We start from the raw sequence: 21,500 nt of genomic DNA, 5'->3' as shown, positions 1-21,500 counted from the left end.
CGAACCGCGCCCCGTCGGGCCCGGCGCCGCTCCCGCCCGCCGCGCCGCCCGACGGGTGGGCGCCCGACGAACGGAACCGCCGCGCCCGTACCCGGCGGCGTCCGCCCGCCCGGCCGTCACCCGGCCGCTGGTGGCTCCACCGCCCGAAGAGGTTCCACCGGACGGTCGGAAGCTCCGGCCGGGCCGTTCCCGGGCCGTTGCCGGGGCGGAGCGGGGTCAGGACGGCCCGTCCAGGCGGACCGGGACGGTGAGGAGGAACAGCCGGCCCGCGCCGGCGGCGGCCCCGAAGTCGGTGACACCGCTGAACGGGCCGGTCACGAGCAGCAGGACGCGGTGGACGCGGACGGCGCGGCGCCATTCACGGCCGACGGCGACCTCACCGTCGTACCAGGGCTGCTGCCCGGGCCGGTGCACGGTCAGCCGGTTGCCGTCCAGGACGGCGGACCACCCGGGGTGCGGACCGCCTCCCGGTGCCTGCGCGCTCCAGCCGTCCCGCGGGTCGCAGGAGCGCCCGGGCGCTGCGGGTACGACCAGGACGGGACGGAGGTCGGGCAACAGCTCCGGCCACGGTCCGTCACACAGGCCGGTGCCGGCCAACTCCACGTGCGCTCCTTCCCCAGTCACCCGGGTCACTCCTCCTCCGCTCTCGGGCGGATCACCGTCATCGGTCACCGCCGCCCCCGCGGCAGAATTCACCGACCCGATCCGCCGGCCGCCGTGACCGGCTCCGCCGCCGCCTCCACACATGCCCGGTGCCCCCGGGCCGGGCTGCTCCCACAGTGCCCCGCAGGCCGCGTCCCCTCCGTCCGGGCCTTGCCCCACAGCGCCCGCCGCACCCGGCCGGGGACCTGGTCGGCCGACGCGTCGTAGAGGTGGGCGGACGCGGTGCGGTCGCCCCTGCGGACCGGGCCCACCGCCGGGGCACCCGACGGGGTGTCTGCCGCCGGACCGGGCGCCGGACACGTGGCGCTTTCCCTTGTGCCGCAAGGAAGTTAAGGGTTCCGGTCCACCTCACGGAAGGTATTCGCCGCCGGCGGACCGCCGGATTGCTCCGGCTCGGTCCCGCTTCCCCCGTCACCCGGACAGGTGAACCCGAAGACCGTACCCATCCGCAGCGGCCGCTCGCCCGAATGCGGTGTGTGAGCAACGACGTGACGACCTCTCCCGTCCGGCACAGCGCCGTGGGCGCACTGCCGGCGCGGATGGCCTGCGGGATCGCCGCGGCCTGCGCGGCCCTCGCCGCCGGTGAGGCGGTGGCGGCGCTGGTGCGTCCCCAGGCGTCCCCGGTCCTCGCCGTCGGCTCGGCCGCGATCGACCTCGCGCCGACCGGCGTCAAGGAGTGGGCGGTGCGCTCGTTCGGAACGTCCGACAAGACCGTGCTCCTGGCGGGGATCTGTGCCGTCCTGGGGCTGCTGGCGGCGGCCCTCGGCCCGCTCGCGGCCCGCCGGACGGTCACGGGAACCGTGCTCGCGGCCGGCTTCGGCCTGCTCGGCGCCGGGGCGGCCCTCACCCGTCCCGGAGCCCGGGCCGCCGACGTCCTGCCCTCGGCGGCGGCGGGCCTCACCGCCGCGGTGGTGCTGCTCGCCCTCCTGCGGCCGCGCCGCCCGCCCGCCGCCCCGGCGGCGGCATCCGCCCCGGCGGCGGCATCCGCCCCGCCGGCGCCCGGCCGGGACGCGGCCGGTCCGGACGGCCCCGCTCCCGCCGCCGAAAGCCCCCGGCAGACCCCCCGGCAGACCCCCCGGCCGTCCCCGGCCGTGGCCGCCCCGGGGCGGCGCGCCGTGATCGGCGCAGGCGCCGTCATCACCCTGTCCGCCGCCATCGCCCCCGCCGCCCGCCACCTGTCCGACCGGCGCAACGACATCACCGCCGCCCGGGCCGCCGTCGCGCTCCCGCCCCCGCGGCGCCCCGCGCCGCTCCTGTCGCCCGCCGCCGACCTGGCCGTCCCCGGACTCGCGCCGCTGCGCACACCCACACCCGGCTTCTACCGGGTCGACACCGCGCTCACCCTGCCCCGCATCGACCCGAGGGACTGGACCCTGCGCATCCACGGCCTCGTCGACCGCCCCGTCCGGCTCTCCTTCGACGACCTGCTGCGACTGCCCCTGGAGGAGCTGGACCACACCATGTCCTGCGTCTCCAACGAGGTCGGCGGCCCCTACATCGGCACCACCCGCTGGCTCGGCGCCTCCCTGCCCGCCCTGCTGCGCCGGGCCGGGGTGAGGGCCGGTGCGGACCAGGTCCTCGGCCGCTCGGAGGACGGCATGACCATCGGCACCCCCCTGGAACGGGTGCTGGACGGCCGGACCGCCCTGCTCGCGGTCGGGATGGACGGCGAGCCCCTGCCCGTCGAGCACGGCTTCCCGTGCCGCACGGTCGTCCCGGGCCTCTACGGCTACACCTCCGCCACCAAGTGGCTCGTCGACCTGGAGGTGACGACCTTCGCCGCCCGCGACCCGTACTGGGTCCGGCGCGGCTGGGACCGCACCGGTGAGGTCCGCACCGCCTCGCGCATCGACGTGCCCGCCCCGTTCGCCCGTGTGCCGGCCGGGGACGTCACCGTCGCGGGCACCGCCTGGGCCACCCACCGCGGCGTCGCCGCCGTCGAGGTCCGCGTGGACGCCGGCCCCTGGCAGCAGGCCGTCCTCGCCGCCGATGCCGGGGCCGACGTCTGGCGGCAGTGGCACCACACCTGGCACGACGCCACCCGCGGCACCCACCGCCTGGAGGCGCGCGCCACCGATGCCACCGGGGCCGTCCAGGACGAGCAGCGCCGAACGCCCTACCCGTCCGGGGCGACGGGCTGGCACAGCACCGTCGTCACCGTCACCTGAACCCGGCCCCACCTCACGGCGCGCCGCCGGCGTGCCCGCTCCACCCCATCCGAGAAGAAGGAACCCGATGACCACCATCCTGCGCCGCAAGCCCGTCACCGCCCTCCTCGCCGGCGGGCTCCTCGCCGCAACCCTCACCGCCTGCGGTGGCGGCGACAGCAGCAGCACGGTCTCCGGCAAGACCGCCACCACCGCCGCCACCACCGGCGCGGCGGCGAACCCGGCCCCCGCGATGGAACCCCCGACCACCCAGGCCGTGGCGGGCAAGCCGTTCGGGGCCGCCTGCGCGGCCGTGCCCAAGGACGGCGCCGGATCCTTCCAGGGCATGGCCGCCGACCCGGTCGCGACCGCCGCCTCCAACAATCCGCTCCTGTCGACCCTGGTGACCGCCGTCAAGACCGCCGGCCTGGTCGACACCCTCAACTCCGCGAAGAACATCACCGTGTTCGCGCCCACCAACGACGCCTTCGCCAAGCTCCCCAAGGCCGACCTCGACGCCGTCCTCGCCGACAAGGAGAAGCTCACCAAGATCCTCACCTACCACGTCGTCCCCCAGCGTCTCGCCCCCGCCGCCCTGGCCGGCGCCCACAAGACCCTGGAGACGCACGACGTCACCGTCACCGGCACCACCCCCGACTTCACCGCCAACGGCGTGGCCAAGGTGCTCTGCGGCGACGTGACGACGGCCAACGCCACCGTCTACATCGTCGACACCGTCCTGATGCCCGCCTCCTGAACCCCGCCGCCGATCACGGTCCCCGGCCCGGCACCGGGGACCGTGCCGCGGCACTGCCACCGGCTCGTCCGCCGGGCCTGCGACGGGGTGCTCCCGGCAGCGACAGGTCCGCGGCCGCCGGGAGCACCCGCACCGCCCGCCTCCCGCACCGCCGACAGACCGACGGGCATACCCGGGTGGCCCGGGCCGAGGCACCCGCCGGCGGTGCCGCAGACTCCACTGCACCGCCGACCCGACCGGCAACGTCAACCCCGGCGAGGACGCCCGGAAGGCAATCGCCCTGACCGCGGTGCCGCCGGCGCACCGCGGTGCGCCGGCAAGGACAGGCACCCGCTCTGACGGTCCGTCCGATGACCTTGGTCCCGTCGAGGCGCTCCAGTACGTACTCGTCCTCGCGGAACCGGATCGCCTCGGAGACGTGCTCGCCCTCCGGGTGCTTCGGTTCGCCGATCACCGTGGTCGACGGCTCGGTGATCCGCTCGTCGGTGGTGGAGACCTTCATCTCCTGCGGGAAGGTCTCCTTGCTGGAGGAACCGAACCCCTTGAAGCCGAAACTCGCCTCGGCGCTGACCGCGACGCCGGTGGTCTTCTCCACGGTCCTGGCGTTCTCGGTGGTGGGACCGACCTGAACGGTCTCGCTCGTCAGACGGCGGGGACCATGCCGAGCAGCTCGCTCAGCCGGCGGACGGTGGCGGGCGACTCGCGGTGCAGACCTGCGACGTCGAGGCCCTCGTCCCCCAGGATCATCAGCAGTGCCTGCTCGCCGATCGCCAGCACCACGACGTAGCCGCCGGTGCAGCGGGTGACCACGTCCCGCAGGCCACCGACGCCGACCTCGGCCGCGGTGCGCCGGCCGAGGCCGAGCATGGCGGCGGACAGGGCGGCGGCCGACTCGGGGTGGACGGCGGCCGTGTCGGCGGCGACCAGCAGGCCGTCGGTGGTGGAGATGACACTTTCCGAGATGCCCATGACCCGGTCACGGAGGGACTTCAGCTCGTCGACCAGCACGGCGGTCGGTGTCTGGCTGCTCATGGTGCGCTCTTCTCGCTCTTCTCGTTCTGATCGGTCGTCCCGGTGCGCGCGGTGTGTTCGGCGCGGTGGGCGTTCGGTGGGCCGTCCGGACCGGCCGCCGCCCCTTCGGACCGGGTGGGCAGGCCGCCGGTGCCACCGGAGCCGCCCGGACCGCTCGCGCCACCGGAGCCGCCCGCTCCGTGCCTCCCGCGGACCCGGCGCGGCAGCGGCCCGGTGGCGGCCGGCGGCGGTTCGCTCGTCGGGATCCGCGGGGCCACGCTCGGTGCCAGGGGAGCCCGGTGCGCCGGTTCGCGGTGGAGCAGGTGCCGGGCGTCCATCCGGACGAGGTCGAGGAGCACCGCGAACAAGCCGCGTCCCAGGGCGAAGCCGAGGTCGCGGGCCGTGCGGCGGCCGGTGGAGGCGGCCAGGATCTCCCGGTAGCGGACCGGAATCCGCGGCTCGCCGGAGTCGGCCCGGGCGGCCGGACGGATCCGGATGCGGGCGAGTTCGCCGGGCGGTCCCCAGAGGCGGGTCAGCAGGGCCGTCCGCCGGGCGGTCTCCTCGAAGAGCCGCTCCGGTTCGATACCCGGGCGCAGTGCGATCCTGGCAGGCGGCGCCGCCTCTGCGGTCTCCCAGCTTCCGGGCGGGCTCAGGAACAGGGCGAAGGCCCCGTCGAAGGCGGCGGCGGCGCAGACGGCTTCGAGTTCGGCGGCGCCGATCGACCCCTGGGCCACCAGGGCCGCGCCGAGGTCGCCGCCCCAGGCCGGGGGAGCGTCGGCCGGCCGGCCGACGGACACGGCCGTCTCGGCGGACGCCCATTCCTCCTCGCCGACGCGCCGGGACTTCAGCAGCAGGGTCTCGGCGGTCGGGGCCCCGGGGGTCTCGACCGCCGACACCAGGCCGTGCTCCAGGTGGATCGTGCCGCCCGGTGCGCTGGAGACGGTGACCGAGCCGGTGAACTCCCTGCGGCGCAGCGCGAGCAGCAGTGCGGGCACGTTGCGCGCGCTGGGTGGAGCCGGCGTCGCGGGGGCGGCGGGTACGGCGGTCGGCGCCGCGCTCACCGGGCCGACGTGGGACGGGGCGGTCATGCCAGGAAGTCCTGTGCGTGGTCGGCGTTCTGGCGGACGGCCAGCGCCAGGTTGGTCCGTTCCCGGTCCAGGACGGTGGCCAGCAGCAAGGGGTCGCCCTTGCGGGGGACCACGTGGACGACCTGGTGATGGCGGGTGCTGGTGACCACCAGGCTCTCCAACTCGCTCTCCGCCCCTGCCTCGTGCAGCCGTTCGCCGATCAGGTTGGTCAGCTCGGCGAGTTCGGCCCCGGTCCCGAGCAGCCGGTGGTCCCCGGCGGACCGGTAGCCGAGACCTGTGACGGCGTCGACGAGCGCGGCGCCGACGACTCCGGGGGAGCCGAGCACATTGGCGAGGGAAGCTTCGAGCGCGCGCACCAGTACCCTTTCACGTTCTGAACCCCGGCAGCGTACTTTATTCCATCATTTTCACGGGGCGACCACAACCGGCGACTTCTTGCTACTTTGTTCCCGCACACGGGAGTTCTGCCCGGAAGTCACGCAAAGGACGAACAGCGCATGAACATCGACGACGCACTCAAGGACGCGATGGCCATCGAGGGGGCCATCGGAGTGGCCGTGGCCGACTACGACAGCGGTATGTCACTCGGGTTCCTCGGCGGCGGGCAGCAGCTCGACCTGGAGATCGCGGCCGCAGCCAACACCGAGGTCGTTCGTGCGAAGATACGCGCCCTGGCCGCGCTCTCGATCGACGATGTCATCGAGGACATCCTGATCACCCTCGGCACCCAGTACCACCTGGTCCGCCCGCTGACCCGCAGTCACGGCTCGCTCTTCCTCTACCTGGCGCTCGACCGCTCGCGCGCCAACCTCGCGCTCGCCCGGCACGGTCTCAAGCGCATCGAGGCGGCTCTCGACGTCTAGTCGGGCCCCGGCCGGCTGTTCCGGCGTCCGCACCCCGCGCAGAAGCCTGCTCGAAAGGCTGCACGAAGGGCCCGCGCGGCGCGTGGAATTCCGGGCGGAGCGAATGCGGGGCGTGATGAACCGACTACGGAGAACCGTATGCGGGAATCGGCCCGCGAATATCGAGGGCGGGCGCCGGCCGCCGAAATCCGTGACTTCCCGATGACTGGGTGTCATATTCTCCTTCGCCCCGGCTGTTCCGGCCGGCGGCGACGGGCCGGAATGACACGGCCGCCCCGGGGGGAAGCGGCCACGGACCAAGGAACCCTCGGTGCTCCTGTCGGGTCCCTTGCGGGTGGGGGTCCTCCCCGGGGGTGAAAGGACGCCCACCGCAGAACCGGCCGCACCTGCGCCCGCTGCACCCCGGGAGAAGCCCCGGCCGCCGCCGGCGCACCCGTGCCGGTTCCGGCCCGGGCTGCCGACGGCACGGCTGCGCCGGTGAGTCCGCCCGCGCCGCACCCGACCGCTCCGGGGGCCCGGGCGTGGCGGGAGCCGGGCTGCCGCCGGGTGGTGCTGGTGGAGGGTTGCAGGGGGCAGGTGCCGGGCCGGTCGTGGTGTTCCCGGCCGGGGTGTTATGCGGTGGCCTCCCTGATGGCGGTGTCGAACCAGCGGGTGAGGGTGGTGGGGTGGGTGATCGCTGTTCCGACGACCACGGAGAACGCGCCTGCTTCCAGTGCTGCGCGGGCCTGTGCGGGGGTGTGGATCCGGCCTTCGGCGATCACCGGGATGTCCAGTGCGCGGGCCAGCCGCTGTACCAGGGGCAGGTCCGGTCCTTCCGTGCGGGGCGAGTGCTCGGTGTACCCGGACAGTGTGGTGCCGACCAGGTCGGCGCCGAGGGCGGCCGCGCGGATGCCCTCGGCTTCGGTGGCCACGTCCGCCATCACCAGCCGCCCGGCCGCGTGGACGGCGTCGATCGACTCGGCGAGGGGTCTGCCGTCGGGGCGCGGACGGCTGGTGGCGTCGAGGGCGACGATGTCCGCCCCGGTGCGGGCGACCTCGGCGGCGTGCCGGGCCGTGGGGGTGATGTGGACGCCGGTCGCGCCGTCCTTCCAGAGGCCGATCAGCGGCAGGCCGGTGGCTGCCCGGATCGCTCTGAGGTCGTCCAGTCCCTGGGCCCTGATCCCCGCTGCTCCGCCGTCGATCACGGCGAGCGCGGTGCGCCGCATCGTGTCCGGGTCGCGCAGCGGCTCACCGGGGTACGCCTGGCAGGAGACGATCAGTTTCCCGCGCAGCCCTTCCAGCAGGGCGGTGCTCATGCGGCCACCGCCCAGCCGAGCCTGGCCGCGCCGATCACGGCGGCCGCCGGTCCGAGTGCACCGGGGTGCACGGGCAGGCCGCGCAGCGGCGGCAGCAGTTCGCCCTCGACGGCTTCCAGGAGCGGGTGCCACCAGGCGTCGCCGCACCGGCTGACACCGCCGCCGATCAGGACGACGTCGGGGTCCAGGACGTTGGCGAGCCCGCCGATCACCTGGCCGAGTGCCCGGGCGCCGTCGGCGAGGACCTCCGCGGCCAGTTCGTCGCCGGCCCCGGCCGCCGCGGCGACCCGGGACAGGTGGCCGGTGCCGGGCGTGCCGCCCCGGCGCAGGTATGCCGTGAGCAGGGCCGGGCCGGAGGAGACCGCCTCGACGTGCCCCGTGCCGCCGCAGGTGCACGGCAGGCCGGCGGCCGGGGTTGCCGCGATGTGTCCGACGTGTCCGGCGGCGGCCCGTGCGCCGTGGTGCACGCGGCCGTCGACCAGCAGTGATCCGCCGACGCCGGTGCCCACGGCGACCAGCAGGACCGTCCGCCGGCCGGCGGCGGCGCCGGTCCAGGCCTCGCCGAGGGCGTGGGCGTGCACGTCGTTGTCCACGGCGACGGGGACGCCGAGGTGATCGCGCAGTCCGCCGCGCAGGTCGGTGCCGGCCCAGCCCGGAAGGGCGTCGGTGGCCGAGCGGACGAGGCCGCCGACGGGGTCGATCACTCCGGCGCTGCCGATCCCGACGGCGAGGACGTCGTGGTCCAGCCCGCGTACCGCGCCCGCGGCCGCGGCGAGTACGGCGGCCGGGCCTTCGGCGGCCGGGGTGGGGACGGTGACGATCCGTTCGAGCGTGCCGTCGCCGGTGACCAGGCCGGCCGAGATCTTCGTCCCGCCGATGTCGACGCCGGCCACCCGGCCTCCGGAGGCGGGTCGCGCGGTGGACGTCACCGCAGCCCCGCCGCGTCGAGCAGGTCCGCGATCGCGGCGATCTCGTGGTCGCCCAGCGCCAGCATCGGGGCGCTCATCGTGTTGCCGGCGATGATGCCGCGCAGCATGAGCGCGGTCTTGAACGCGCCGAGGCCGGCGGCCGTGCCGGAGGTCCCCTTCGCCACGAAGACCATCTCGAACAGTCGTGTCAGCCGGTCCTGTTCGGTCTTCGCCGAGGTCCAGTCGCCGGCGGCGGCGGACGCCACCAGGCGGGCGTAGCCGTGCGGGTCGACGTTGGCCAGGCCGGGGACGGCGCCGTCGGCGTCGCCCAGCAGCATCGCGTCCACCACGGCCTCGTGGCCGGTCAGCACCGAGAAGCCGGGCAGCGTGGCCGCGCCCAGGGCGAGCCGGCGGAAGCCGACGTCGTCGCCGCTGGAGTCCTTGATGCCGGTCAGCACGCCGTCCGCGGCGAGCTTCAGGACCAGCTCGGTGCCGAGCTTGCTGTGCACGCAGACGGGGACGTCGTAGGCGAAGAGCGGCAGGTCCACGGCGTCGGCGATCATGCGGAAGTGCCGCTCGATCTCGGTGTCGTGGGTGCGGGTGTAGAACGGGGCGGTGGCCACCACCGCGTCCGCGCCGAGCATCTTGGAGAGGGTGCCGCGCTCGATCACCCGGTTGGTCGTGGTCTCGATGGCGCCCGCGATCACCGGGACCTGGCCGGCGTTGGCGCCGACGACGATCTCCAGGACGCGGCTGCGCTGGTCCTCGGTGAGGTAGGCGGTCTCGCTGGAGCTGCCGAGCGCGAACAGCCCGGTGACGCCGCCGTCGAGCAGGAACCCGACGAGCCGTTCCAGCGATGGCTGGTCGATCTCGCCGTCGGCGGTCAGCGGGGTGACGACCGGGGGGATGACGCCGGTGTACTTCGTGTGGTGGGCCGTCATGACGTTCTCCTTGCGGGCAGTTCGGGGTGGATTTCGGGGTGGATGCAGTGCCAGCGGTGCGCGCCGGTGCCGCTCGGGGCGGGGAAGGCGGTGCCGCAGGCGTCGTCGGCCTTCCAGCAGCGGGTGCTGAACGGGCAGCCGGGGGGCGGGTTCGTCGCGGACGGCACGGGGCCGGTCAGGACGATCCGCTCGGTGTCGGTGAGCAGGCTCGGCGTCGCCGAGAGCAGTGCCCTGGTGTACGGGTGGGAGGGCGTGCCCGCGACCTCGGCAGCCGTGCCCTCCTCGACGATCCGGCCGAGGTAGAGCACCGCGAGGCGGTCGGCGAGGTAGCGGACGGTCTGGATGTCGTGCGAGATGAAGACCATGCCGAGGCCGAGCCGGGCCCGCAGGTCGACCAGCAGGTTGAGCACCTGGGCCCGTACGGAGACGTCCAGCGCGCTCGTCGGCTCGTCGGCGACGATCAGCTCGGGTTCGAGGGCCAGTGCGCGGGCGATCGCCACGCGCTGGCGCTGGCCGCCGGAGAGCTGGCCGGGCAGTGAGCGGACGGTGTGCGCGGGCAGTCCGACCAGGTCGAGGAGTTCCTCGACCCGCTGCGCGCGCTGCTGCTCGGTGCCGCGCCGGTGGACGTCCAGGGGATCGCGGAGGATGCGTCCGACCGGCATCCGGGGGTTGAGGGCGGTGGAGGGGTCCTGGAAGACCACGCCGACCGAGCTGCCGAACTCGGTGCGCCGCCGCGCGCCCGGCATCGTCCAGAGGTTCTCGCCGCGGAAGCCGACGGTGCCCTCGGTCGGGGCCTGCAGGCCGGTCAGCACCCTGGCCAGGGTGGACTTCCCGCAGCCGGACTCGCCGACCAGGCCGACGATCTCGCCCTTGCGGATCTCCAGCGAGGCGTCGGTGAGCGCGTGCACCGCGTCGCGCCGGAACAGGCCGCCGCTGCGGGCGCGGTGGCGTACGTGGACGCCTTCCAGCCGGAGCATCGGCTGCTCCCGGCCGGGGTCGGGCGGATTGACGGCCGAGCCGGTCGAATTCATCGGACGCTCCCTTCGAGGACGGCGGCGGCGGGGTGGTGGCAGGCGAAGCGGTGGTCGTGCGGGCCGGCGGCGGTGGCCGGCGGCGGGGTGGTGCGGCACAGCCCGGTGGCGGCGGCGCAGCGGGAGGCGAAGCGGCAGCCCGCGCCGAAGCGCTGCGGCGGGGGGACGACTCCGGCGATCTGGTGCAGCCGTTCGGCGCCCGCCTCCAGCGAGACGACCGAGCCGAGCAGACCCCGGGTGTAGTGGTGGGTCGGGTCGGTGAGGACCGAGCGGGTGGTGCCCAGTTCGGCGACCTGGCCGGCGTACATCACGGCGACCCGGTGCGACAGGTCGCCGACCAGCGCGAGGTCGTGCGAGACGAGCACCATCGCGAACCCGAGTTCGTCGCGGAGCCGGACGAGCAGCTCGACGACCTGGGCCTGCACGGTGACGTCCAGTGCGGTGGTCGGCTCGTCGGCGATCAGCAGCTTCGGGTCCCGGGAGAGCGCCATGGCGATCAGTACGCGCTGGCGCTGGCCCCCGGAGAGCTCGTGGGGGTAGCTGCGCAGGGTGCGCTCGGGGGAGAGGCCGACCAGTTCCAGCAGTTCGGCGGGTGTCCTGGTGGCGCCGCGGGCGGTGAGCTGGCGCAGTTGCCTGCCGACCAGCATGGACGGGTTGAGCGAGGAGAGCGCGTCCTGGTAGACCATGGCGATCTCGGGGCCGAGCAGTGCGTGCCGTTCCTTGGCGGGCATGGTGAGCAGGTCCCGGCGGCGGTACTCGATCCGGCCGCTCACCTCGGCGTTGCGGGCCAGCAGGCCCATGATCGCGAGGCTGGTGATGCTCTTGCCGCAGCCGGACTCGCCGACCAGGCCGAGGGTCTCGCCCTCGCGGACGGTGAAGGAGACCTTCTCGACCACCGCCGTGTCGCCGTAGCGGTCGGGGAAGCGGATCGACAGGTCGTGGAGTGCGAGCAGTGCGGGTGCGCCGTCGGGGACCGGGGTGATCCGTGGCGGCCGGGCGCTCACCCGCGTCGCCAGGCGCCGCAGGGCGCTCAGGGCGCTGTTGCTGTCCGCCGGCTCCGGGGCCGCCGCGGGCTCCGTGGGCTCCGTGGGTTCGGTGGACTGTGCGGGCCCGGTGGGTTCCGCGGGCGGATCGGCGGGGGCCTTGCCGGGGGCCGGCGCGCCCTGGGCGGGTGCGCCCTGGGCAGGTGCGGAGGCCGGTGCGGCGGAGGCGTCGGTCAGGCCCTCGGCCAGGATGTTCAGCGACAGCACGGTGACGAGGATCGACAGGCCCGGGAAGAGCGTGGCCCACCAGCCGCCGGCCAGCAGGATCTTCTGCCCGTAGGAGAGGATGTTGCCCCAGCTGGGGTTCGGGTCCTGGACGCCGGCGCCGATGAAGGACAGGCTCGCCTCGAAGATGATCGCTTCGGCCACCAGGACCGTGGCGAAGACCATGACCGGCGCGGCGCAGTTGACGGCGACGTGCCGCAGCACGATGTGGTGGCGCCGGGCGCCGATCACCTTCTCGGCCGCGACGTAGTCCTCGCCGTACTGGGCCTGGACGTTGGCGCGCACCACGCGGGTGAGCATCGGTACGTAGACGAAGGCGATGGTGAGCACCAGGATCGGCACGCTCTTGCCGAAGACGGTGACCAGCACGGCGGCGAGCGCGATCGGCGGGAACGCCATGACGATGTCCAGCACGCGCATCACCGACTCGTCGCCCCACTTGCGGCTGGTTGCGGCGACCGCGCCGAGCAGGGTGCCGATCGTGAGCGCGACGGCGGTGGCGCCGAGCCCGATGACGAGCGAGTAGCGGGCGCCGCCGACGACGCGGGCGAGGATGTCGCGGCCGGCCCGGTCGGTGCCGAACCAGTGGTCGCTGCCCGGGGCCTGGACCGGGATGCCGGTGGCCAGGGGGTCCTGGGTGAACAGCGGCCCGAGGACGGCGCCGAGCACGACGAGCAGGAGCACCGCGGCCGCGATCCGGGAGGGGAGCGGAAGCCGCCGGAAGCGTATGCCGGGCCGGGCCAGGCTGCGGAGGAATCGGATACGCATCTCAGACCGTCCTGACGCGCGGGTTGACGAGCAGTACGAGGAGGTCGGCGATGACGTTCACGACCAGGAAGACCACCGCGATGGTGAGCACGGTGCCCTGGACGAGGGCCACGTCGCCGCCGGTGGTGCCTTCGAGGATCAGCTTGCCCATGCCGGGCAGGTCGAAGATCGTCTCGATCACCACGGCGCCGCTGAGCAGGTAGCCGACCCGCAGCCCGAGCACGGTGAGCGGGGTGACCATGGCGTTGCGCAGCACGCCGCGGATCACCACGGCGCGGGGCAGCCCGTTCCCGGTGGCGGTCCGGACGTAGTCGCGGTCCAGTTCGGCGACCATCGAGGTGCGGACCAGCCGGGCCAGCGAGGCGGCGACCGGCACGGCCAGCGAGACGGCGGGAAGGATCATGGTCCGCAGCCAGCCCCCGAAGTCGTCACCGGGGTTCACGTAGCCGCCGGTCGGGAGGATCTCCCGGCGCAGCGCCAGTTCCTGGATCAGCACGATGCCGAGCCAGAAGGAGGGGATCGCGATGCCGGCGATGGAGAGCACCCGGGTGAACTGGTCGGGCCACCGGTCGCGGTGGAGCGCGCCGGTCACACCGAGCAGCAGGGCCAGCACGACGGCGATCAGCAGCCCGAGCAGGGTCAGTTGCAGGGTGAGGGGGAACGCGGTGGCGATCCGGTCGGCGACCGGCTGACTGGGCGGCACGGTCGTGCCGAGGTCGAGGTGCAGGAGGTTGCCGAGGAAGCGGAAGTACCGGACGGGAAGCGGGTCGTTCAAGCCGTTGGCCTGCGCGAACGCGGCGCGGGCCTCGGCGGTGGCGCCCTCCCCGAGGGCGTTGTAGGCGGGGTCGGCCGGGGAGAACTGCAGCACCACGAAGACCAGCAGGGTCACGCCGAGGACCATCGCCGGCAGGATCGCGATACGTCGTAGCGCGAGCCGCAGGAAAGCGAGCATCGATCAAGTCCTTGATTGTGCGGGGGAGACGGGGCGGCCGTCCCCGGGCGGGGGGACGGCCGCGCTCCGGTCATACGGCGCTGACGTCGAGGAAGGAGAGGCCGGTGGTCGGCAGCGGCTTGAAGCCGGCCAGGGTCTTCGGGTTCCACGCGGTCGGCAGCTTGCGGTGCAGCACCGGGTACAGCGGGACCTCGTCGGCGACCAGGTCCATGGCCTGCTGCCAGAGCTTGCTCTGGGTGTCCTTGTCGGAGGACCGGGAGGCCTGGTCCAGCAGCCCGTTGAGCTGGGTGTCCTGGGCCGATCCGGCCCAGCGGAAGCGCTTGGTGGGCCAGGTGCCGACGTAGAACCAGCGCATCAGCAGATCGACGTCGTTGCCGAACACGGACGGGTCACCGGGGGCGGCCATCACCTGGAACTCGCCGGCGTCGACCTTCTTGTACTGGCCGGAGGAGTCGCCGACGTCGAGCGTCGTGCGCACGCCGACCGCGTCCCAGCTCTCCTTGATGAGCGGTGCGATGTCGGTTACCCAGCCGGTGTTCGTGGTGGTGAGGGTGACCGACAGCCCGCTGACGCCCGCCGCCGCGAGGAGGGCCTTCGCCTTCTCGGGGTCGTGCGAGTAGACGGTGGACGCCTTGTGGTGGTCCGGGTGGGTCGGCTGGAGGTATCCGGAGGCGGCGGTGCCGTTGCCGAACATCGCCGTGGCGATGATCTTGTCGGTGTCCAGCGCGTAGTGCAGCGCCTGGCGCACCCGCTTGTCGTCGAACGGCTTCGCCGAGCAGTTGAACATCAGGAACAGGTTGCCGAAGGACTGCACGGAGTCCACGGTGGCCTTGCCCTTGACGCCGGAGACGTCGACGTAGGGGACGTCCTCGATGGCGGCCACCCGGCCGGAGACCAGTGCGCTGACCCGGGCGGTGGAGTCGGAGGTGAGCCGCCAGTTCATGGCGGCGGCCTTGGCCGGGCGGGGGCCGTTGTAGGCGTCCCAGCGCTTGAAGACGATCTTGTCCTGGCGGGTGGCCTCGATCAGCCGGTACGGCCCGGAGCCGACCGGCTTGGCGTCGAAGCCCTTGGGGTCCGCCTCCACGATCTTCTTCGGAACGATCCGGGCGACCGAGATGCGGGTGGGGAACAGCGGGAAGGCGTACTTGAGCCTGAACTCGACCGTGCTCGCGTCCACGGCCGTGACGCCCGCGAGGAAGGGCAGGAACTGCACCATCAGCGAGGAGTTCGCCGGGTCCAGGATCCGGGTGAAGCTGAAGACCACGTCCTCGGCGGTGACCGGGGAGTTGTCGTGGAAGGTGGCCCCCTGGCGCAGCGTGGCCCGGTAGGTGGTGTCGTCGATCTTCTCGGGCAGCGCGGTGGCCAGTGCCGGGTAGGCGGCGCGGGTGACCGGGTCGAGGTCGACCAGGGACTCGAAGACGTGCAGGTTCGCCGCCACGGGGGTGGCGCCGGAGGCCGTCATCGGGTCGAAGCCGCTGGAGAGGCTGTACGAGATGCCGGCCTCGATGGTGCCGTCGGCTCCGACGGTCCCCGGCGTACCTGCGGCGCCGTCCGTGCCGGTGGTGGACGACGGGCCGCCGCAGGCGGACACCGTTCCGGCGATGGCGGCTGCGGCGGAGACCGCACCGACCAGGCGGAGGAAGTTGCGGCGGCCCACTTCGTCATGAAGCCGATCCAACACGGGTGCTCCTCGGGGCGGAGGGGAGGGTGGGGGTGGGGGAAGATCCGAAGACATCGGATGTCTGATGTCCGATGTGTTTGATAGGATGTGAACCTAGCTGGACCAGGGAGAGGGGTCAAGGGGTGGTGAATCCGAACATGGCGGACTTCGTCGGGGCTCGATCACAGCGCGGGCCGACGGTCGCGGAGCAGATCAAGCGCTACATCCTCGACAACAAGCTGCGGCCCGGTGATCCGCTTCCGACCGAGAACGAACTCTGCGCCGCGCTGGGGGCGAGCCGGTCCAGCGTGCGCGAGGCGGTCAAGACCCTGCACGCGCTCGACATCGTGGAGGTGCGGCACGGTCACGGCACCTACGTCGGGCGGCTGAGCCTGTCCGCCCTGGTGGAGGGGCTGACGTTCCGCGGACTGCTGAGCCCGGACGGCGACTTCGCGGTGCTGTCCGACCTCGTCGACGCCCGTGAACTGTTCGAGCGCGGCATGGCCGAGCGCATCATCGGCGGCCTCGACGCCGACCACCTCGACCGGCTGGACGCACTGGTGGACGAGATGGGGGAGCGGGTCGGCGCGGGGGAGGACATCGTCGAGTGCGACCGGCTCTTCCACTCGCTGCTGGTCGCGCCGGTGGGCAACGAGCTGATCAGGCAGCTGTCGTCCGCCTGCTGGGACGTCTACGCGATCGTTGCCCCGTTCCTCAACGTGATCACGGTCAGGGACGAGGTCGACACGATCGAAGCCCACCGGAACATGGTCCGTGCCGTGCGCCAGGTCGACCCGGCCGCCTTCGACCTGGCGGTCCGCGCGCACTACGCGCCGGTGCGCCGGCGCATCGCCGCGGCCCGCGCGCGCACGGAGCAGGCGCCCGCCTGACCTGCCGGGCACCTTCGCCGCACAGGTGTGCCGTGGACGGCCGCCGGAGTCCGCTCCGGCGGCCGTCGGGCTTTCTCCGGGTCCTCTCCGAGTCTTCTCCGGGCCCTCTCCGGGCGTTCGCCGGCCGGAGTCGCCGGCCCGCGGCCCCTCTTGACGCATCCGGTGGACCGCTCCTAGGGTCACCGAAAGATCTGATGTCTGATGTCATGTGTCCGCATGCCGCCGACGCACGACACGCCAGTTCCCGGGAGCTCCGCCGTGCCGCTGACCGACCTGTCCCTCGCCGAATGCCTCGCGTTCCGCCCGGAACTGCCCGTCCCCGCCGACCTCGACGCCTTCTGGTCCGCCACCCTCGCCGCCGCCGAGGCCGCCGCCGGCCCCACCCGGTTCGAGCCCGTCGACACCGGCCTCACCCAGATCGACAGCTTCGACGTCACGGCCACCGGCTTCGACGGACAGCCCGTCCGCGGCTGGCTCCACCTGCCCGCGGGCGCGCGGGGCCCGCTCGGCTGCGTCGTCGAGTACCTCGGATACGGCCGGGGCCGGGGCCTGCCCCACCAGAGCCTCTTCTGGTCCTCGGCCGGCTACGCCCACCTCGTCATGGACTCCCGGGGCCAGGGCTGGAGCGCCGCCCCCGGTGCCACCCCCGATCCCGCCGGGTCCCGTCCCGGCGCCGTCCCCGGCTTCCTGACCAGGGGCATCGAGAGCCCCGACGACTTCTACTACCGCCGGATCATCACCGACGCCGTCCGCTTCGTCGGCGCCGCACGCTCCCACCCGGCGGTCGACCCGGACCGGGTCGTGGTCACCGGCATCAGCCAGGGCGGCGGCATCAGCCTCGCCGTCTCCGGACTCGTGTCCGGTCTGGCGGGGGTGATGCCCGATGTTCCGTTCCTCTGCAACATCCGGCGTGGCGTCGAGACCGCGGACCTGCCCCCGTACACCGAGATCTCCGACTACCTCCGGCTGCACCGGGACCGGGCGGAGCAGGTCTTCCGGACGCTCTCCTACTTCGACGCCGCGCTGCTGGCCGCCCGCGCCGTCGCGCCGTCCCTGTTCTCCATCGCCCTGATGGACCGGATCTGCCCGCCCTCCACCTGCTTCACGGCCTACCACAACTACGGCGGCGGGAAGGAGCTCAGGGTCTACGAGTACAACGGCCACGAGGGCGGCGCGGAGTACCAGCAGCTGCAGCAGCTGGCCTGGCTGCGGGACACGGTCGGCTGACGCCCGCGGCGTCCGGCTCCCGCGTCCGCCCCGGCCGCGCCACACCGAACACCTCCTCGGCCCCCACCCCCGCCCGCACCGCGCACTTCGCCACCCGCGCCCACCTCCGGTGTGCCGCCACCATCTCCGGTAGGCCTTGCAGGTTGAACTCCGGGCCTTGGCCGGGGTCGGCGTCCGCGTCCGGCAGCCGCTGTCGCGCACCGATCCGTTCCCACCGCTGTGCGTGCCGGACCACCCGCACCAGTGGCCCGGTCCGCCGGGCCGCGCACAGCCGGCCCCCGAACACCGCCGCTCCCACCATCGCAGCGCCCACCCGCCGCACCGCCCCGGGGGTCCGCCCCGGCCCGGTCCCGTACATGCCTGCCAGTACCCGCTGCCCGGCCGCATCCAGCGTCACCTCGGAGTCCGCCCGCAGGGCCCGGCCCTCGTGCCGGGGGCGGGGGCCGCGTTACTGCCGGTGCGCCAGCACAGCGGCCTCATTCGGGCCGTAGCGGGCGGCGACCCGGCCGACGAGCCAGTGCTGAATCAGCCAGCGTTCGCCTTCTCGTGACGAGTCGGCCGGATGCTGCGGCCAGTGGCTCCGGGTGGTGAGAATGATCACGTGGCTGAACGCGTGCAGGTCCGGGAGATCGCTGGCGACGAGGGGCAGCGGTTGCTGCGGATCGTGCGCCGGGGCACCGGTTGGGTGGTGACCCGGCGGCGGGCCCGGATGGTGTTGCTGTCCGCCCCGTGCATGCCGGTGGCGAAGGTCGCCGGGGTGACGTTCACCAGCGCGGACCGGGTCCGGGACGTGATCCACAACTTCGACTTCGACGCCGACGGCTTCGACTAGCCCTGTCCGACGTCCTGTCCACAATCGCGCCCGCCCGGCGGAGGGGATTTGTGCTGGCGTCCCAGGCGGCCCACCCGCGGGAATCGACATCTCGTACGGCCGAGCAGGAGCCGCCTCCGGCAGGATGGTGGGCATGACGGATGCGCTGACGGGACCGGGGCGGCACTGGTGGACCATGGGATTCAACCGGGCGGTCCCAGAGGAGCTCCTCGTCCGCCTGCTCGACGTCGAGCCCGGTTTCCTCTTCCGGAAGGACCTGTCCCCGGCCGTCCTCGACGCGGCCGTCGACCACCCGGACCGGAACGTGCGTGGCATGCTCGTCGAGGGCCGGCCCGCACTGACCCCCGAGCAGTGGAGCCGGCTGCTCCTGAACGAGCCGGGCTCGGCCCGGCGACAGCTGTTCGTCGAGGACGCCGCTCGGGCCGGTGCCCGACTTACCCCTGACTGCCACCAAGCCCTCGCCACCGACACCTCCCCCTTCGTCCGGGCCGCGGCCGCCCTGCTTCCCGGGATGGGGGCGTCGCTGCTCAGCGCCCTCGCCGCTGATCCCGTTCCCCGCGTTCGGGCTGCCGCCTGCGCCCCTGCGTGGGCGCACCTCGCAACGGCCGTACGCGACGGACTGCTCGCCGACTCCGACGGGCACGTCCAGACCGCCGCGCTCCTGCGTCACCACCAGGACGTGGCCCTGAACCCCGCGGTCCTCGCCGCCCTCGACGAGGAGGCCCGCACCCGAGCTCTGGGGAACTGCCGGCTCGAAGCGGCGTGGGCCGCCCGCCTAGCCGTCGGCGAGGATGTGGAGGTACGGCACGCACTCGCCGGGAATCCGCGGCTCCACCCGTACACGCTCGTCCTTCTCCTCGCGGACGAGGACGAGAAGGTGCGTGAGACGCTCGCCGTGCGCGCCGATCTGACGGAAGAGCAGCGGGCCGGTGTCCGGGTCGATATCGAGCCCGGTGCCAGGCGCGGCTACGCCTTGCCGTGGGTCGCCGACCTCCACCACGACACCGATGCCATGCGCCGGCTCGCCGCCTCCAGCCACCCGTTCATCCGCAGCAGCGTCGCCCGGGCGCCCGGCCTCCCCGCCGACGTGGTCGAACGACTCGCCCGGGACGAGGACCCGACCGTGCGGCTGTTCCTCGCCGAGTCCTGCGACGACGCGCCCGCCGACATGCTCCTGGAGGTGTGGCACTGGTGGGACGGCAGCTTCAGCTTCCCCGGCCGACCCCGCGACCACCCCAACTTCCCGCGTGCGGGCCTGCTGCGGTTCGCCACTGACCCGAACCCGCGTCTGCGGCGGCTCGCCCTTTCCGACCCGGAGTCGACGCCCGCGTTGGTCGAGACGTTCAGCCAGGACGATTCGGCGGAGGTGCGGCGGGATGTGGCAGAGGACCTGCGGCTCGCACCTGCCACGGCGGTACGGCTCCTCCGCGACATGGACGAGAGCGTCCGGGCCCGGGCGGCCCGGAACCCGGCAGTGCCGCTTGATGTGCTGATGCGTCTTCTGAGCAGCCCGGTGACCGCTCGTGACGCCTCGTGCAACCCGGCCCTGCCCCTCCCTGTCCTGCACCGCATGGTCGAGCTCCTGGAAAGAGAGGCCGAGCGGTCGAAGACAGCTCGGAAGCCGTTGTCGTACCGATCTTGATGGACATGAGTTCGGCAGCGGGAACCCGGTCGGGTGGTCTTGCCGCGTGCCGGGCATGAAGGCAGGGCTTCCGGTGCAGCCCGGGGTTGTCGAGACCTTGAGCACGCCAGGAGGCCCCGTTGTCGCAGTTGTACGCCTTCATGCCGGCCGGCTCCGACTCGGCTGCCCGGGAGTGTGATCGTCTCGCCCACCGGTGCGGGAACGCCGGGAACGGCTCGCACGGGCGCCCGGGGTATGCGCCGGGAAGGACGGATGCGGGGCGGGCCGTCGTGCGGGACACGATGCCCTTCCCCCTTCCCGGCCGGGTGGCCGGGTGCCCCCGCAGGACGGCGCGCAGCGGGAGCCGGCGGGCGCGCGGCCCCCGGTGACGCCCCTATCGTGATGGGCACCGGTGGGGGCCTGGTGCTCGGCTGACTTCTATCGTGCCGCGTGCGGTTGGAGCAGATCCAGAGCGTCACCGACGGCAGCAATGACCCGGGAGGCTTGAGACGGGAGGTACTGGGAGATCCAGGCGGCCGCCAGTCGGTAGAAGTCAGTGAGGTCACGTTCTGCGCCGGCCAGCAGACGACGCAGCTCGGGGACGGGCAACTCGATCACGGGGCTGCCGTGCTGCTCCCTGTCGAGGGTCAGCCGGGCGGTGTCGCCCACGAGCTCGGCCAGTGCCACGGGGTCGTGGCCGAACATGGCCGAGCTACCGCCATCGGTGACCGGGAACCAGTCCCGCCAGTCGCCCAGCCCGCCGCAGCAGCCAGGCAGGAAGGTGACCCCGGTGGACGTGTCCACGACTCGCATCCCCCCGGTCACAAAGAGGCTGTCAAAGGTCAGCAGTCCGTGGAGGAAGGAATCGGTCGGGTCGGCCGGCCGGGGCGGGCGGTCGTCTCCGTTCTCGGGGCTGGGGTCGAGGTCGTTGCAGTCCGCGATGCGCATCACGGCGAGTCCGACCTCGGCAGGGCTCAGCCCGCCATTGAGTGCCAGGTAGTCGAACTGCTTCCACTCGGCGACGGGCCAGAGCACGAAGTTGTCGGGGGCGAGAACCTCAAGGACAGGCTGCATCACGATCACCCGGCAGAGTGTTGCGTACTTCCTGCCCGCACCGCCTCCCGATTCTTCGAGCACAAGGCACGTTCAGCCGAGCGCTCTGAGCCGCCGGGGGGCGTGCGGCAATCAGTGTGGGTGGTGTCCGGTACGGCAGAGAAGATCACCACCACGAACCACCAGAGGGCAGGGATGGGCCACGATCAGAACGGCGGCCACCGCGGCCAGGGCGAGCGGCACGACGGCGGACAGCCGGCCCGGCCGGGCCGGGTGGACTTCCGCCGCTCCGCCCGCAACCCCAACGGCTCCACCGCCCCGCTGCGCGCCGACGTCCTCGCGGCGCTGGGCGTGGTGAAGACCGCCACCTACAAGCAGCTGCACGCACTGATCGCCGCCAACGCGTACCGCGCCCACCACCGCGTCGATCACGTGGCCGAAGCGGTCCGCGACTTGGGAGAAGCACAAGCTGGTGTGGACGTCCGCGGCACCACCTCGCCGCCGGGCCGCCGAAGGAGCCGAAGG

The 21,500-nt window shown here is 73.4% G+C and carries 20 protein-coding genes and 1 pseudogene; 8 read left to right on the top strand and 13 right to left on the bottom strand.

Annotated elements, in window-relative coordinates; translation table 11 throughout:
- Window positions 1–216: 216 nt before the first annotated feature.
- Window positions 217–624 carry a hypothetical protein gene (locus ACFCX4_RS10870; protein ID WP_376140620.1) on the bottom strand — a complete coding sequence of 136 codons (408 nt, stop codon included), beginning with the start codon at window positions 622–624 and terminating at the stop codon, window positions 217–219.
- Between the two features lie 515 nt (window positions 625–1,139).
- On the opposite strand from ACFCX4_RS10870, the gene ACFCX4_RS10865 reads away from it, so the two are divergent.
- The gene (locus ACFCX4_RS10865) at window positions 1,140–2,831 is read left to right on the top strand and encodes a molybdopterin-dependent oxidoreductase (protein ID WP_376140618.1); all 1,692 of its coding nucleotides are present in this window, start codon (window positions 1,140–1,142) and stop codon (window positions 2,829–2,831) included.
- Between the two features lie 67 nt (window positions 2,832–2,898).
- Entirely contained in the window at window positions 2,899–3,567 is a 669-nt protein-coding gene (locus tag ACFCX4_RS10860) for a fasciclin domain-containing protein (protein ID WP_376140617.1), read from the top strand.
- Window positions 3,568–3,580: 13 nt separating this feature from the next.
- Here ACFCX4_RS10860 and ACFCX4_RS10855 read toward each other — a convergent pair whose 3' ends face one another.
- The 4 genes from ACFCX4_RS10855 to ACFCX4_RS10840 are packed head-to-tail and all read right to left on the bottom strand — an operon-like array spanning window position 3,581 to window position 6,022.
- Entirely contained in the window at window positions 3,581–4,162 is a 582-nt protein-coding gene (locus tag ACFCX4_RS10855) for a hypothetical protein (RefSeq protein ID WP_376140615.1), read from the bottom strand.
- Window positions 4,163–4,209: 47 nt separating this feature from the next.
- On the bottom strand, window positions 4,210–4,599 hold the full coding sequence (locus ACFCX4_RS10850; protein ID WP_376140613.1) for a roadblock/LC7 domain-containing protein: 390 nt from the start codon (window positions 4,597–4,599) through the stop codon (window positions 4,210–4,212).
- On the bottom strand, window positions 4,596–5,666 hold the full coding sequence (locus tag ACFCX4_RS10845; RefSeq protein WP_376140611.1) for a hypothetical protein: 1,071 nt from the start codon (window positions 5,664–5,666) through the stop codon (window positions 4,596–4,598). Before ACFCX4_RS10845 ends, ACFCX4_RS10850 begins: the two co-directional genes overlap by 4 nt.
- Window positions 5,663–6,022, bottom strand: coding sequence for a hypothetical protein (locus ACFCX4_RS10840; RefSeq protein ID WP_376140609.1), 360 nt, complete (start codon window positions 6,020–6,022; stop codon window positions 5,663–5,665). The genes ACFCX4_RS10845 and ACFCX4_RS10840 overlap by 4 nt, the downstream gene beginning before the upstream one ends.
- Window positions 6,023–6,163: 141 nt before the next feature.
- Here ACFCX4_RS10840 and ACFCX4_RS10835 point away from each other — a divergent pair, with 141 nt between their 5' ends.
- Window positions 6,164–6,529 carry a hypothetical protein gene (locus ACFCX4_RS10835; protein WP_376140607.1) on the top strand — a complete coding sequence of 122 codons (366 nt, stop codon included), beginning with the start codon at window positions 6,164–6,166 and terminating at the stop codon, window positions 6,527–6,529.
- Window positions 6,530–7,140: 611 nt separating this feature from the next.
- Here ACFCX4_RS10835 and ACFCX4_RS10830 read toward each other — a convergent pair.
- The 7 genes from ACFCX4_RS10830 to ACFCX4_RS10800 all read right to left on the bottom strand — a co-directional run bounded on the left by ACFCX4_RS10830 (window position 7,141) and on the right by ACFCX4_RS10800 (window position 15,427).
- Window positions 7,141–7,824, bottom strand: coding sequence for an N-acetylmannosamine-6-phosphate 2-epimerase (locus ACFCX4_RS10830; protein WP_376140605.1), 684 nt, complete (start codon window positions 7,822–7,824; stop codon window positions 7,141–7,143).
- Window positions 7,821–8,717: an ROK family protein gene (locus ACFCX4_RS10825; RefSeq protein WP_376140603.1), complete on the bottom strand. Its 897-nt coding sequence runs from the start codon at window positions 8,715–8,717 to the stop codon at window positions 7,821–7,823. Before ACFCX4_RS10825 ends, ACFCX4_RS10830 begins: the two co-directional genes overlap by 4 nt.
- Before the next feature lie 32 nt (window positions 8,718–8,749).
- The gene (locus ACFCX4_RS10820; RefSeq protein ID WP_376140602.1) at window positions 8,750–9,673 is read right to left on the bottom strand and encodes a dihydrodipicolinate synthase family protein; all 924 of its coding nucleotides are present in this window, start codon (window positions 9,671–9,673) and stop codon (window positions 8,750–8,752) included.
- Window positions 9,670–10,650, bottom strand: a complete 981-nt coding sequence (locus tag ACFCX4_RS10815; RefSeq protein WP_376140652.1) for an oligopeptide/dipeptide ABC transporter ATP-binding protein — start codon at window positions 10,648–10,650, stop codon at window positions 9,670–9,672. The genes ACFCX4_RS10820 and ACFCX4_RS10815 overlap by 4 nt, the downstream gene beginning before the upstream one ends.
- Window positions 10,651–10,700: 50 nt before the next feature.
- A complete protein-coding gene (locus ACFCX4_RS10810; RefSeq protein ID WP_376140601.1) occupies window positions 10,701–12,740 on the bottom strand; it encodes an oligopeptide/dipeptide ABC transporter ATP-binding protein in 2,040 nt (679 codons plus the stop codon).
- Window position 12,741: 1 nt separating this feature from the next.
- Window positions 12,742–13,692 carry an ABC transporter permease gene (locus tag ACFCX4_RS10805; RefSeq protein ID WP_376140599.1) on the bottom strand — a complete coding sequence of 317 codons (951 nt, stop codon included), beginning with the start codon at window positions 13,690–13,692 and terminating at the stop codon, window positions 12,742–12,744.
- Window positions 13,693–13,762: 70 nt separating this feature from the next.
- Complete coding sequence (locus ACFCX4_RS10800) at window positions 13,763–15,427, bottom strand: ABC transporter substrate-binding protein (protein ID WP_376140597.1); 1,665 nt, start codon at window positions 15,425–15,427, stop codon at window positions 13,763–13,765.
- A gap of 83 nt (window positions 15,428–15,510) precedes the next feature.
- Between ACFCX4_RS10800 and ACFCX4_RS10795 the strand changes: the two genes are divergently transcribed.
- The 4 genes and pseudogenes from ACFCX4_RS10795 to ACFCX4_RS10780 all read left to right on the top strand — a co-directional run bounded on the left by ACFCX4_RS10795 (window position 15,511) and on the right by ACFCX4_RS10780 (window position 19,943).
- Window positions 15,511–16,242 carry a FadR/GntR family transcriptional regulator gene (locus ACFCX4_RS10795; RefSeq protein WP_376140596.1) on the top strand — a complete coding sequence of 244 codons (732 nt, stop codon included), beginning with the start codon at window positions 15,511–15,513 and terminating at the stop codon, window positions 16,240–16,242.
- Window positions 16,243–16,500: 258 nt separating this feature from the next.
- The gene (locus tag ACFCX4_RS10790; RefSeq protein ID WP_376140594.1) at window positions 16,501–17,469 is read left to right on the top strand and encodes an acetylxylan esterase; all 969 of its coding nucleotides are present in this window, start codon (window positions 16,501–16,503) and stop codon (window positions 17,467–17,469) included.
- A 601-nt stretch (window positions 17,470–18,070) separates the two neighbouring features.
- Window positions 18,071–18,298: pseudogene (locus ACFCX4_RS10785) on the top strand (IS630 family transposase); the annotation flags it as partial.
- 136 nt (window positions 18,299–18,434) lie between these two features.
- Complete coding sequence (locus tag ACFCX4_RS10780; protein ID WP_376140592.1) at window positions 18,435–19,943, top strand: PE-PGRS family protein; 1,509 nt, start codon at window positions 18,435–18,437, stop codon at window positions 19,941–19,943.
- A 417-nt stretch (window positions 19,944–20,360) separates the two neighbouring features.
- On the opposite strand, the gene ACFCX4_RS10775 is transcribed toward ACFCX4_RS10780, so the two are convergent.
- The gene (locus ACFCX4_RS10775; RefSeq protein WP_376140650.1) at window positions 20,361–20,996 is read right to left on the bottom strand and encodes a hypothetical protein; all 636 of its coding nucleotides are present in this window, start codon (window positions 20,994–20,996) and stop codon (window positions 20,361–20,363) included.
- Window positions 20,997–21,170: 174 nt separating this feature from the next.
- On the opposite strand from ACFCX4_RS10775, the gene ACFCX4_RS10770 reads away from it, so the two are divergent.
- Window positions 21,171–21,500 (top strand): hypothetical protein (locus tag ACFCX4_RS10770; protein WP_376140590.1); only part of this gene is annotated, 330 nt, incomplete at its 3' end.

This window comes from Kitasatospora sp. NPDC056327 (assembly GCF_042261735.1).
Taxonomy (GTDB): domain Bacteria; phylum Actinomycetota; class Actinomycetes; order Streptomycetales; family Streptomycetaceae; genus Kitasatospora.
This window is presented reverse-complemented; position numbering and strand designations above follow the sequence as displayed.

Excerpts from the sequence above, each read along its gene's own strand:
- ACFCX4_RS10860 (WP_376140617.1), top strand. The coding sequence starts at position 2,899 with ATGACCACCATCCTGCGCCGCAAGCCCGTCACCGCCCTCCTCGCCGGC.
- ACFCX4_RS10850 (WP_376140613.1), bottom strand. The coding sequence starts at position 4,599 with ATGAGCAGCCAGACACCGACCGCCGTGCTGGTCGACGAGCTGAAGTCC.
- ACFCX4_RS10845 (WP_376140611.1), bottom strand. The coding sequence starts at position 5,666 with ATGACCGCCCCGTCCCACGTCGGCCCGGTGAGCGCGGCGCCGACCGCC.
- ACFCX4_RS10835 (WP_376140607.1), top strand. The coding sequence starts at position 6,164 with ATGAACATCGACGACGCACTCAAGGACGCGATGGCCATCGAGGGGGCC.
- ACFCX4_RS10830 (WP_376140605.1), bottom strand. The coding sequence starts at position 7,824 with ATGAGCACCGCCCTGCTGGAAGGGCTGCGCGGGAAACTGATCGTCTCC.
- ACFCX4_RS10820 (WP_376140602.1), bottom strand. The coding sequence starts at position 9,673 with ATGACGGCCCACCACACGAAGTACACCGGCGTCATCCCCCCGGTCGTC.
- ACFCX4_RS10815 (WP_376140652.1), bottom strand. The coding sequence starts at position 10,650 with ATGCTCCGGCTGGAAGGCGTCCACGTACGCCACCGCGCCCGCAGCGGC.
- ACFCX4_RS10810 (WP_376140601.1), bottom strand. The coding sequence starts at position 12,740 with ATGCGTATCCGATTCCTCCGCAGCCTGGCCCGGCCCGGCATACGCTTC.
- ACFCX4_RS10805 (WP_376140599.1), bottom strand. The coding sequence starts at position 13,692 with ATGCTCGCTTTCCTGCGGCTCGCGCTACGACGTATCGCGATCCTGCCG.
- ACFCX4_RS10800 (WP_376140597.1), bottom strand. The coding sequence starts at position 15,427 with ATGTCTTCGGATCTTCCCCCACCCCCACCCTCCCCTCCGCCCCGAGGA.
- ACFCX4_RS10795 (WP_376140596.1), top strand. The coding sequence starts at position 15,511 with ATGGCGGACTTCGTCGGGGCTCGATCACAGCGCGGGCCGACGGTCGCG.
- ACFCX4_RS10780 (WP_376140592.1), top strand. The coding sequence starts at position 18,435 with ATGACGGATGCGCTGACGGGACCGGGGCGGCACTGGTGGACCATGGGA.
- ACFCX4_RS10775 (WP_376140650.1), bottom strand. The coding sequence starts at position 20,996 with ATGCAGCCTGTCCTTGAGGTTCTCGCCCCCGACAACTTCGTGCTCTGG.